Origin of the sequence: Streptomyces sp. SM11 (assembly GCF_002910905.1) — a bacterium.
Lineage (GTDB): Bacteria > Actinomycetota > Actinomycetes > Streptomycetales > Streptomycetaceae > Streptomyces.
Genome location: NZ_NEUE01000311.1, coordinates 59,985 through 71,091 on the forward strand (window position 1 = coordinate 59,985; position 11,107 = coordinate 71,091).

Annotated in this window: 11 protein-coding genes and 1 pseudogene; 5 read left to right on the top strand and 7 right to left on the bottom strand. The window is 66.8% G+C overall.

Annotated features, from left to right (window positions below; translation table 11 throughout):
- Positions 1–28: 28 nt before the first annotated feature.
- The 3 genes from B9S58_RS37220 to B9S58_RS37230 all read right to left on the bottom strand — a co-directional run bounded on the left by B9S58_RS37220 (position 29) and on the right by B9S58_RS37230 (position 1,989).
- Complete coding sequence (locus B9S58_RS37220) at positions 29–217, bottom strand: hypothetical protein (RefSeq protein ID WP_103536239.1); 189 nt, start codon at positions 215–217, stop codon at positions 29–31.
- 87 nt (positions 218–304) lie between these two features.
- Complete coding sequence (locus tag B9S58_RS37225) at positions 305–1,654, bottom strand: FtsK/SpoIIIE domain-containing protein (protein WP_103536240.1); 1,350 nt, start codon at positions 1,652–1,654, stop codon at positions 305–307.
- A gap of 2 nt (positions 1,655–1,656) precedes the next feature.
- Positions 1,657–1,989 carry a hypothetical protein gene (locus B9S58_RS37230; protein ID WP_007452857.1) on the bottom strand — a complete coding sequence of 111 codons (333 nt, stop codon included), beginning with the start codon at positions 1,987–1,989 and terminating at the stop codon, positions 1,657–1,659.
- Between the two features lie 140 nt (positions 1,990–2,129).
- Between B9S58_RS37230 and B9S58_RS37235 the strand changes: the two genes are divergently transcribed.
- Both B9S58_RS37235 and B9S58_RS37240 read left to right on the top strand, forming a co-directional pair.
- Positions 2,130–2,996, top strand: a complete 867-nt coding sequence (locus B9S58_RS37235; protein ID WP_075265059.1) for a GntR family transcriptional regulator — start codon at positions 2,130–2,132, stop codon at positions 2,994–2,996.
- Positions 2,986–3,684, top strand: coding sequence for an HAD family hydrolase (locus B9S58_RS37240; RefSeq protein ID WP_181009586.1), 699 nt, complete (start codon positions 2,986–2,988; stop codon positions 3,682–3,684). Before B9S58_RS37235 ends, B9S58_RS37240 begins: the two co-directional genes overlap by 11 nt.
- A gap of 489 nt (positions 3,685–4,173) precedes the next feature.
- Here B9S58_RS37240 and B9S58_RS40410 read toward each other — a convergent pair whose 3' ends face one another.
- The gene (locus B9S58_RS40410; protein WP_181009587.1) at positions 4,174–4,590 is read right to left on the bottom strand and encodes a GNAT family N-acetyltransferase; all 417 of its coding nucleotides are present in this window, start codon (positions 4,588–4,590) and stop codon (positions 4,174–4,176) included.
- Positions 4,591–4,989: 399 nt separating this feature from the next.
- On the bottom strand, positions 4,990–5,364 hold the full coding sequence (locus B9S58_RS37685) for a hypothetical protein (protein ID WP_146063611.1): 375 nt from the start codon (positions 5,362–5,364) through the stop codon (positions 4,990–4,992).
- A gap of 539 nt (positions 5,365–5,903) precedes the next feature.
- Here B9S58_RS37685 and B9S58_RS37255 point away from each other — a divergent pair.
- Positions 5,904–7,304 (top strand): MGMT family protein, encoded by a 1,401-nt coding sequence (locus tag B9S58_RS37255; protein ID WP_103536242.1) that lies wholly within the window; start codon positions 5,904–5,906, stop codon positions 7,302–7,304.
- Positions 7,305–7,346: 42 nt separating this feature from the next.
- Here B9S58_RS37255 and metG read toward each other — a convergent pair whose 3' ends face one another.
- Entirely contained in the window at positions 7,347–9,068 is a 1,722-nt protein-coding gene (gene metG, locus B9S58_RS37260; RefSeq protein WP_103536243.1) for a methionine--tRNA ligase, read from the bottom strand.
- 438 nt (positions 9,069–9,506) lie between these two features.
- Positions 9,507–9,857 (bottom strand): annotated as a pseudogene (locus B9S58_RS37265) (LacI family transcriptional regulator); the annotation flags it as partial.
- Positions 9,858–10,004: 147 nt separating this feature from the next.
- Here B9S58_RS37265 and B9S58_RS37270 point away from each other — a divergent pair.
- Positions 10,005–10,508 carry a transposase gene (locus B9S58_RS37270; protein ID WP_258045261.1) on the top strand — a complete coding sequence of 168 codons (504 nt, stop codon included), beginning with the start codon at positions 10,005–10,007 and terminating at the stop codon, positions 10,506–10,508.
- A partial coding sequence (locus B9S58_RS37275; protein WP_107494950.1) for an ISAzo13 family transposase occupies positions 10,429–11,107 on the top strand: 679 nt, incomplete at its 3' end. The genes B9S58_RS37270 and B9S58_RS37275, both read left to right, overlap by 80 nt.

Sequence of the window (11,107 nt, forward strand, 5' to 3'; positions counted from 1 at the left end):
TTCACCGCCCGGCACCGGGGCAAGGGGGTCAGGCGTCGGGGTTGGTGCCGGAGCCCAGGCAGTTGAGGCAGAGGCCGTCCTGCTGGCCGACCGGGCGGCGCTTGCGTCCGACGCGAACCGTGGCGGAGACCATCCCGGACCCGTCGCACGGCGAGCAGGCAACCGGCGCGGGCGGGGTGTTCTTCGAGGGCTTGGTGGTGGTCCGACGGGTGGCCATGGCGGTGGTTCCTTCCGGTTCCGGGCATGGGCGGGGTAGGGACCTGGCGCGAAGCAGTCACGCCAACTGGACTCGCAGGTGCAGGAGTTAGCCGGTCGCCGGGCGGGGCTTGAGGAGCGGGGAGCCCGGGGCCGGGGCGGTAGAAACGGCCGGCCGGAAGGGTGCCAGAGCGGCAAGGTGCGGGGTGAGGTGCGCGTACTCGTGGCAGACGGCCACGGCTTGGGCGGGGGTCATGGCGGGGGTGCGGATGCGGGACCAGCCGCCGGAGGAGTCCCCGGCCACCGCGACGCCTGGACGGTCCGGCGGGATGGTGGTGGCGGCGAAGACCGCTTCGGGGGCGATGTCTCCGAGGGCCATTTCGGCGGTCTGCTTGTCGTTGACCCGGTGCACCACACGCCCGGTGAGCTGAGCCCGCAGGGCGGTTGCACCCTTGCCGAGGTCGGAGCCGAAGCGCTGCCCACAGACCTCCAGGAAGATCCCCACTGCGCGGGCCATCTGCGCGAGCCGGATCATCCGCATCACCATCCGGTCCCGACGCTCCTCGTCCTTCTTCGCAGCGACAAGGAACAGTTCCGCGACCTCGTCGACCAGGACGACCAGCGGCACCGGGCGCATCTTTGCAGGCAGGCCCCACATGTCCGGGACACCGTGCGAGCTGAGGAGGTCGAAGCGGTCTTCCATCTCGCCCACGAGGGCTTCCAGGAGCCCGTCAGCCTCGTCCGGGGTGATGGCGAGGGCGGAGAGGCGGGGTGCGTAGCCGCGCTGTTCGACACCTCGTTTGCAGTCGATGCCGACCAGGCCGACTGGGAGCTTGGCGAGTCCGGAGATGAGGTTGCGCTGATACATCGACTTGCCCGATTGGTTCGCGCCGACCGTCAGGGCGTGCGGGACCTTCTGGTAGTCCCGGACGAACGCCGTACCGTCCTCCCGCAGCGCCACCGGCACGACGAGCGGGCCAGCGGTGAGCTTGGGCGGGAGGCGGCGGGGCATCTTCACCCGGCGCAGCACGTCGTAGCCGGTCATCCGCAGTTCCACGAACCCCGGCTTCACCTCCACCACGTGCACCGAGTGAACGCCCCAGGCGTGCCGCAGCCGTTCCGAGGCGGCGGACACGTCGGCAGGCTCCAGACCGGCCGGGAGGCGAAGCGTCGCCCGCATGCCGGTGGTGGAGTAGCGGACCCGGCGGACCTGCGGGGGAACGGGCTGGACTTCCTGGCGGGCCACGTTGCGGACCATGAACGCCCGCAGGCGGGACGGCTGGACCGTCAGCCCGCACACATCCATCGTCGCCCGGTACGTCACCGAGAACCGGACCCGGGCGACCGGGGCACCGACCAGCGACCAGAACACCCGAGGAGACCGGGCCTTCGCGTAACCGAGACCACCGGCAGCCGATAAGACCCCCGCAACCTCGATCACCGTGGACAGGCCCGACATGATCAGGCCCCCAGCGGGGTCACAGCGACCGCGCGGAAGCTGATCCCGTGCCGCGTCTGACCGTTGAACGTGTTCTCCCAGTCCCGGGCCTTGAGGCCGACCACCGTGACCGGGGTGCCGGGGGCCAGGTTCTCCGGGACACCCGTGTTCGGCACGGTCACCTGGTACAGGTTGCCCTCACCCTCGTCCGCGACCAGCAGACCCACCGTCGCGAGCGGAGCACCAGTCTCCCGGTCGATCGCGATCTCACCGGTCTGCTTGCTCACCAGCTTCGGCGTCGGAGGCGTTGCCACGAACACGACAGCGGTCGAAACATCGATCTTGAAGGACGGCATGAGCTTGCTCCTCAGACAGAGGTGACTGACTTGGCTAGCCTTCTTGGCTACATGACTAACGTAAGCAACATGGCTAGTCATGTCAACACCTGACTGTCTTGGCTGTCCCAATGTCGGGGGCCGCCGCGTACCATCGCCCCATGACCTTCGTTCCCGATCCCCTCGACCCAGACGATGACCGGCCGCCCTACGAGCAGGTTGCGAGCAGCCTCGGAGCAGCAGTCCGGACGAGGAAAATCGCACCAGGGGAGAAGCTGCCGTCGCAGAAGGAGCTGACGGAGCACTACGGCTTCGCGCGCGCGACCATCCAACGCGCACTGCGGGACCTCGAAGACGAAGGGCTAGTGGTCTCCCGCAAGGGAAGCGGAGTCTTCGTCCGCAGCCGGACGGAACGGCCGGCGGGGCTACGCCCTTACGTAGAGCAGGCCTTTGCCGCCACGGACGTCACCATCGACTTCGCCGGGTTCTCCAGCGAAACCCTGCACGGAGCACTGCAAGAGCCGTTGGACAAGATCCGGATCGGCAGGCTGACACCGGCAAGCATCAAGGTCCGCATACTCGTTCCGGACATGGCTGTCCCCCAGGCAGCTCCAGTCCGCCGTGAGGATTGCGGCGATGACGAACGGCTCCGGTCCCGCATGCACGACATCATGGTCGGGTACGCCCGCAGCATCCGGGACTCAATGGCGGAGCTGAGTCACCTGGGCTTGGTCCCCGAGACGAGCGTTGACGTGCGAGTCCACAGTGGTACGCAGTTCTTCAAGCTGTACGTGATCAACGGAGCAGACGCCTTCTTCGGCTACTACCCGATCAAGCCAAACAAGGTCGTGGCGCAGGGCGATCCCATCGAAATCTACGACCTGGTTGGGAAGGACACCGTCCTCTTCCACCACTCCGTCAACGACAGCGATTCGTCTAGCGGCACGCAGCAGGTCCAGCAGGCTGGCATGTGGTTCGACAGCGTGTGGAACAGCATCGCGAGGGGATTCGACCTTGATGGACACTGAAGACCTGGCCACAGCGCTTGCCAGCACTACCGTGGTGCTTTTCGACTTCGACGGCCCCATCTGCGATGTGTTTGCGGGGCGCCCGGCGGACCAGGTTGCAAAGGATCTCACCGAGCTTGCAACCGAAAGCAACCCGGAGCTGGAAGGGAAGCTGTCCGGCATCGATGACCCTCTGGAGGTCCTGCGGCTGACGCACGAAGCGGATGATGCCGCTGGACTGGCCATCGAGAGGGCGCTCACCACAGCCGAGGTAGAGGCTGTAGGGGTGGCTGGAGACCCGGTTACCGGAGCCGTTGCCTCTCTGAAGGCAGTTCGAGCGTCGGGGAGGGGAGCGGCGGTGGTGAGTAACAACTCCGCGGAGGCCGTCAGGGCATTCCTTGATCGACATGGGTTGTCGGAACACGTGCTCACAGTCGTTGGAAGGCCCGAAGGGCATCCGGAGCTGATGAAGCCGAACCCTCATTCGCTGATCGCAGCGGCTGAACGTTTGGACGTCGACGTCTCCTTGTGCGCCTTGATCGGCGACTCGCTGACAGACATCCAGGCCGCCCACGCGATCGGTAGTACAGCCATCGGCTTCGCCAACAAACCGCACAAGCGCCAACTCTTCGTCGAGGCAGGAGCCGAAGCAGTTACCGACTCCATGCAAGCCATCGCCCAGGCGATCAGCCCCCAGCCGGGCACCTGACTACTCGCGTCGCCAGGAGTTGTTACAGGTTTCTCTACCTCATCAAGGCACCCGGCTGCGCTCCGCTCCGCCGGGCGCGCTTCCCGGCTCTGGCTGCGCCCGCGCTCCTGCCTTCGGCCCGCTCGGCGCTGCCGCCGCCGACGCGCGCCCACAACTGGATAGGCCCGGGGGCATGAGACGAAAACCAAGCCCGCGGCTTCAAGACGGTGCCTCCGGCGGGGGCGCTCAGACTCCGGGATGGACGGGGCACCGTTCGCGAGTGCCGGCCGGAGCGGGGCGAGCGTCGTGGGGCTCCCATCCCGACCACCTTCGACCCAGGCAGAGCCGAGCAGTCGCGGCCCAGGGCGTCAAGGTCGTTCGTACAGTGGCGCGCTCCACCTTGACGCCCTGAACCACGACCGCTCCACGGTGTGTGGGTCGAAGGCGGACGGGATGGGAGCCGGGGCGAGTGGTGGGTTAGGTTCGGTTCTGGCTGACGCTCGAATGGAATCAAACAGTCCCGAACCAGTACTGCATCCCAGGTTCAGCGTCGCATGGGAAGGGAGCGAGCTCTAGGTCGTGTTTTCCAACCAGCGCTTGGCTTCTCTGATTGGCCTCATGGATGAGGGCTAGTACGAATACGGGCTCATCGCCCTCTCTGTCCATGACATCGTCCAGCAGGCTCTCGATCGCCTGATGCCCAAGCCCTTGGCCTTGCGACCCCACATCAACTGCCACCACGCGCAGCAGACGGACAGGGCCGCCCCACCCCACACGGGTGCGAACCCAGTCCTTGTAATCGGGTTCGCACCTTGAGTGAGCGATCACCGCCGCAAAGCCACCGTCGTCACGCTCTGCAACCAAAACACGCTCATCCAGTGGACCACTGCATTGCTTGCGAGCTGAACTGCGGATCCAACTCTGCACTTCCCACTCCCAGGGGAAGGGGTGTGGCAACCGACGGCCATTCGGGGCCCGCCGGGCGGACTGTGTGCAGGTGAAGCTCTCAAAAGCTTGCCGATCACTACTCGTAGCCGCCCGCCACGAAACGTGGCTCAAGCGCCAGACCTGACCCTTCGGCGTCGCGGCGAGTGGGCCAGCCGTTCCCGCATGTAGTCAGCGGCAGCCGCGGAAGGGGGGGTATGAAGCGCCTTTGCGTAGGAAGCTGCGGCCCTCTCCTGGTCGGCAAGATCCGCGCTGGCAGACTGGACCACGAGCTCAACCACGTTCCGAGTGAGTCGCTCCTGGCTCTGAGCAAGGGGCAGCGCGCGCGGCAAAGCCAAGGCCTTAAGCATGCCCACTAGAGGCACTGAGACCCTGGTCAGGCTATACGGTGTCGGCATGGGCGTCGCCATCTGTCGGCCCTCCTGGTTGCTGCAGACTGTCGTATGTGCGCGCCGCTTCTTGCAGGATCTGGATGAGCTCACTAAGCCTAGCCCTGGTTAGAGCATACCGACCCAGTGTTTCCACTGGAATGGTGCCGAGCTCGCGTAGCTGTTCTTCCATCTGCTCTGGCGATCCACTGACAATCGGAGGATCCGCTTGTCCCATTGTGAGGTGAATCGCATCGGATTGTCCGATGGCGTTTGGCAGGCTCATAGAGACGATGAACTGGTTCGCTGGTCGGCTAAGCCCCTCCGTGTTGCGCCACGCAAGCCTCATCTCGAAGGGTTCACTGGGCGCGTTCTCAGGCTTGGTCACGGGATCAGTGTGCCACTGGAGGGGCCACATGCGTCTAGTCAGCCTGCTCCATACGCGAGACCCGTACACACTGCACACTCCCAGCAATCGCCCAGAGGCACACCGCTCAGAACTGCGGTACCAGCCGACGAGCCATTCAAGGTCACTCACTGAGTGTCTAGCTGCGTGACAACGCAGGCGAACAATGGTGGACGTCTGCACACGCCGAAGGACTGTCACAGCAGGCCAGAGCGCCCCGAGCCCAAGGTGGAACAGCTACTGGAGTTGCTTCGGGACGAAGAGGTCGTGGGTTCAAATCCCGCCACCCCGACAGCTGTAAGACCAGGTCAGGGGCCTGATCCACTTAGTGGATCAGGCCCCTGAGTGGTTTCCGGGGGCGTCTTGGGAGCCGTTTGGGAGCCGATCTCGGAACCCGGCTCCCATCGGCTCCCGAAGTGGTTCGGCGTTTCGATGATTCGGCGAGACAGCTCCCGGGGGCGGTCCCGTCCGCGTACGCTCTGGGCGTCCGACGCACCGCGCCGGGCGCACGAGGGGGCACCGTGGATCATCTCTTCACCGTCGACGGGCGGACGGCCACGCCGATATCGCGCACCGGGCTCGCCGCCGAGAGCCTGCTGGAGCGGCAGCACCTCCAGGAGTGGGTGATCGCCCATCCCCAGGTACTCGGGGAGTCGGTGCTCGTGATCACCGCGGAGTACGACCGGTGGGCCGACACCGACGGGGTGCCGGCCCGCGACCGGCTGGATGTGCTGGGGCTGGACGCGACCGGACGCCTCGTCGTGGTCGAGTTGAAGCGGGGGACGGCCGATCGGGACGTGCACCTCCAGGCGATCACCTACGCCGCCCTGGTGTCCCGCTTCGACCTCGACGCCCTAACCCAGGCGCACCGTGACTTCCTGTCCCGCAGGGGGAAAACCCTCGACATCGACGCGTGCAAGCAGCGGCTGCTCGACCACGTGGACGGCGAGTGGAGCCCAGCGTTGCTCCAGCGACCCCGGCAGGTGATCATCGCCGCCGACTTCCCCAAGCAGGTCACCCACTCCGTGGTCTGGCTGTCGGAGATGGGCATCGACATCGACCTCGTCCAGGTCGGCCTGTGGCGGGTGGAAGGACACCTCGTCGCCGGGTTCACCAAGGTCTACCCGACCCCGGAGGTCGAAGAGTTCACGCTCACCCCGGCCCGGGTCGAAGGCGAGGCGGCGGCCAAGAAGCTGCAGGAACGCTCGCGTTCACGCAACGCCGTCCACGTGCTCGTCGGTGCGGGCCTGCTGCCCGACGGGACGAGGCTGCTGATGACACCACGTCACGGTGTGACGGAGGCCATCCGCGCCGAGATCCGGTCCTGGGTGGCGCAGGACGCCGACCGGGGGGCTGTCACCTGGACCAATGACACCGAGAAGCCACTGATCTGGAACGCGGACGGAGATTCATACTCCCCTACCGGGCTGGCCAAGCACATCTTCACGAGCGTGACCGGTCGGAGCCTGGACGTCGTACAGGGAACGACATGGTGGGACGTGGACACCACCCACGTGCCCGACGGCGTCGACCCTGGGGAATGGGCCACGCTGGCAGGGTCCGACCTGACCGGTCTGGCCAGGCAGCTCAGCGGCACTCGCAAGGACTGGACCGGGCTGCACACTCTGCTGAGCGGTGTCCCGGCTGGGCGGTGGACCACCTACGGCGACCTGGCGGCGGTGGTCGGGAGCCATGCTGTCCCCATAGGTCAGCACCTCGGCACCTGCGGTCGATGCCCCAACCCCTGGCGCGTCCTCACGGCCGCCGGGAAGGTCAGCCCTGGCTTCCAATGGCCCGACCCCTCGCGCACGGACACTGCCGCAATCGTCCTGATCGGGGAAGGCGTGCGCTTCAACGGAGAAACCGCCGACCCTGACCAGCGCCTGCACGAGGACGAGCTCCGGCAACTCCTCGACGGCTGAGAGCTCTTCGAAGCCCTCAGCCCATCGTGACCGGTCCCTGGCTCAGGCGTCAGCGCCGCCGAAGCGCTCGCGGTAGGACTCCAGATCCTCCTCCGTGATCTTCGCGAAGAGCACCGGCGGCACGGTGAACGGCGTGCCGGCCGGGACAGCGTCCAGGGACTTCGTTTGCTCGGCGGTCACCCAGGTCGCGGTGTCGTTCTCCAGGGCGAAAGCCCCGCGCATGGCGGCGGCCGAGGCCGGGATGAACGGCTCGGAGACGACCGAGTAGAGGTGGATGAGGTTCATCGCCGTGCGCAGGGTCAGGGCCGCGCCGTCCGGGTCGGTCTTGATCTCCAGCCAGGGAGCCTTCTCCTCCAGGTAGGAGTTGCCTGCCGACCACAGGGCGCGCAGCGCGGCGCCGGCCTTGCGGTACTGGAGAGCGTCCATGTGCTCCTCGTACTCGGCCAGTAGCCGCCCGATCTCCTCGCCGAGCTTCGTCTCCGCCTCGCCGGCCGCCGCGCCTGCGGGAACCTCGTCGCCGAAGCGCTTGCGGGAGAAGGAGAGCACGCGGTTGACGAAGTTGCCGAGGGTGTCGGCCAGGTCCTTGTTGACCGTGGCCGCGAAGTGCTCCCAGGTAAAGGAGGAGTCATCCGACTCGGGGGCGTTGGCGATCAGGAAGTAGCGCCAGTAGTCGGCCGGGAGTGTCTCCAGCGCGGCGTCGGTGAAGATGCCGCGCTTCTGGGAGGTGGAGAACTTGCCGCCGTAATAGGTCAGCCAGTTGAAGCCCTTGACGACATCGACCTTCTTCCACGGTTCGCGGACACCGAGCTCGGTGGCGGGGAACATCACCGTGTGGAACGGGACGTTGTCCTTGGCCATGAACTGGGTGTAGCGGACCGTGTCGTCGGCCTCGTACCACCAGGACTTCCAGTCGCGCCTCTCGCTGTCCGGGGCGGCGTCCGCCCACTCCTTCGTCGCGCCGATGTACTCGATCGGGGCGTCGAACCAAACGTAGAAGACCTTGCCCTCGGCCGCCAGCTCCGGCCAGGTGTCCGCCGGGACCGGCACCCCCCAGTCCAGGTCGCGAGTGATCGCCCGGTCGTGCAGGCCCTCGGTCAGCCACTTGCGGGCGATGGAGGAGGACAGCTGCGGCCAGTCGGCCTCGTGCCGCGCCACCCACGCCTCGACCTCGTGCTGGAGCTTCGACTGGAGCAGGAACAGGTGCTTGGTCTCACGGACCTCCAGCTCCGTGGAGCCGCTGATCGCCGAGCGCGGGTCCAGCAGGTCGGTCGGGTCCAGGACGCGCGTGCAGTTCTCGCACTGGTCGCCGCGCGCCTTGTCGTAACCGCAGTGCGGGCAGGTGCCCTCGACGTAACGGTCGGGGAGGAAACGGCCGTCGACCGGCGAGAACACCTGGCTGATCGCCCGCTCCTCGATGAAGCCGTTGTCCCACAGCTTCCGCGCGAAGTGCTGGGTGATCTCGACGTTCTGCTGCGAAGAGCTGCGGCCGAAATGGTCGAAGGCCAGCTGGAACCCGTCGTACACGGCCTTCTGCGCGTCGTGGGCCTGCGCGCAGAACTCCGCCACCGACGTGCCGACCGCCTTGGCCGCCAGCTCGGCGGGCGTCCCGTGCTCGTCGGTCGCACAGATGTACAGGACGTCGTGACCACGCTGGCGGAGGTACCGGGAGTACACATCCGCCGGAAGCATCGACCCGACCATGTTGCCCAGGTGCTTGATCCCGTTGATGTAGGGAAGCGCGCTGGTTACCAGGTGTCGAGCCATCCTTGGATGCTCCATTTCGTACGTTTGGCGCCGGCGGCGGTGCCACGGCGGGCCGAAGTCGGGAGGGTGCAGCAGGCGCGACCACGCAAGGTCGCTCAACCGTGTCACGCATGGTGACGGGCGGAGCTGCAAGCCGCCGCAATCGTATGGCACCCAGGTGCCACTCCGCCGAGTCGTTTACCGTCGGCCGGGCTCGCACGGAAAGGCGCTCGGCCGTCCGAGACAGGCGGCCAAGCGAGTCTCGAACGGCCGAGGCGCTCCTCATATTAGGCCCGTAGGTCCGTGGTTACGCATCCCCCTCATCGCCCGAGGCCCAAGAGGCGGTTCGCATGACCCGAGAAGCAACTTCCAGCAGGGCCGGGCGGTCCGGCCCGGTTTCACCCCTGCGATCGGGAAGCCCGGGCGCCTCGCGCCGCCCAGACTTCGCCTCGGTCCGTGTTACCGGCGTACACGTAGGAGGGCGTCGAGAACGTGCACGGGCGACGTGGGACACATCGACAGGCGCGCAGCGAGCGCTGCCTCCCACTGCTCGGTCAAGCCGAGCATGAGGCGCTTACGCATGCCCGGCGTGACATGGGCATAGCGCGCCGAAACGGAGCCGTCGATGTGTCCCATGCGCTGGTCCATGAGGACCTTCTCGGTGCCAAGGTCCTCCATCATGGTCCTGTGGGTGTGGCGCAGTCCGTGGGGCGTGAGGCCCTTGGCGATCGGGAGCCAGCAGGCGTCGGCTCGTTGGCCGGCACCGCGTCCTCGTGCGGGGACTCCGGGCCACGGCTCGCCTAGTACTCCAGCAGGAGTTTGCTGTCTGAACTGGTCTTTCGCCGGGTGGCGGGAGTGTAGCGGGCCTCCGGTCGTGCGGGGGCGGTCTCAGGGAGACCGTCCCTCGATCGTGCGACAACGCCGCTGGTAGTGACAGCGGCGGGGCAGCCTCCCAAGGTGATCACCGAGTATGCCGCCGCGCAGTGGGACCTCGAACTGGACGATCTCTTCCTGACCATCGGGCACCGTTTCGGCCGAGTGGAGCTCCGTCGCCGCATGCGTGACTACGTACGCGGGCTGCTCGCCCCGGTGGCCCGCAAGAACAGCTGGCAGCTGGCCGAACAGGCCGGCCACCCCACACCCGACGGCCTGCAGCACCTCCTCGCAGGATCGAAGTGGGAGCCCGATGACATCCGCGACGACCTGCAGCACTACGTCGCTGACAAGCTCGGCGAGACCGGTGGCGTCCTGATCATCGACGACACCGGATTCATCAAGAAGGGCACCGGCACGGTGGGCGTGCAGCGCCAGTACTCCGGAACCGCCGGGGCCCGTATTTCAATAAGTGCTCGGCAGAGGAGTGTTGGTGGGAGGCTGAGATATGACTCCGTGTCTGTCAGGCCGCGTTGCCGTTCGTGCTCTGCGGGCCAAGTTCGATCAGATCCTGCCGCACTTCGATGAGCGCCGGCGTCGGTTGTACCTGGCCAGTGAGGCGACGGCCCTCGGCCGTGGCGGGATCGTCCGGGTCGCCGCCGCCTCCGGCACCAGCACTGCAACCATCGCGCGAGGTATGGCCGAGTTGGCCGGTTGCTCAGCACCGACCTTGCGGGTCCGGGCTCCAGGTGCCGGCCGCAAGCGGCTGACAGACACCGACCCTGGTCTGCTGCCCGCGCTGGAGTCGCTGATCGAGCCGCACACCCGAGGCGACCCCGTCTCCCCCTTGCGGTGGACCACGCTGTCGTTACGGGTCCTGGCCTCGACCCTCACCGCACAGGGCCACCCGGTCAGCGCTTCAGCTGTCGGACACCTGCTGCACACCCTGGGCTACAGCCTGCAGGGAACCGCGAAGACAACAGAGGGCATCAGCCATCCGGACCGCGATGCCCAGTTCACCCACCTCAATGCCACGGCCGCCGCGTTCCTCGACGATACCCAGCCGGTGATCAGCGTCGACACCAAGGCCAAGGAATGGCTCGGCAACCGGGACCGGCCCGGTCGCACCTGGCGACCGGGCAAGAACGCGATCAAGGTGGACTGCCACACATTCACCACCAACGAGC

What these genes read in the sequence shown, in the direction of transcription:
- B9S58_RS37220 (WP_103536239.1), bottom strand. Translation starts at nt 217, where the DNA reads ATGGCCACCCGTCGGACCACCACCAAGCCCTCGAAGAACACCCCGCCC.
- B9S58_RS37225 (WP_103536240.1), bottom strand. Translation starts at nt 1,654, where the DNA reads ATGTCGGGCCTGTCCACGGTGATCGAGGTTGCGGGGGTCTTATCGGCT.
- B9S58_RS37230 (WP_007452857.1), bottom strand. Translation starts at nt 1,989, where the DNA reads ATGCCGTCCTTCAAGATCGATGTTTCGACCGCTGTCGTGTTCGTGGCA.
- B9S58_RS37235 (WP_075265059.1), top strand. Translation starts at nt 2,130, where the DNA reads ATGACCTTCGTTCCCGATCCCCTCGACCCAGACGATGACCGGCCGCCC.
- B9S58_RS37240 (WP_181009586.1), top strand. Translation starts at nt 2,986, where the DNA reads ATGGACACTGAAGACCTGGCCACAGCGCTTGCCAGCACTACCGTGGTG.
- metG (WP_103536243.1), bottom strand. Translation starts at nt 9,068, where the DNA reads ATGGCTCGACACCTGGTAACCAGCGCGCTTCCCTACATCAACGGGATC.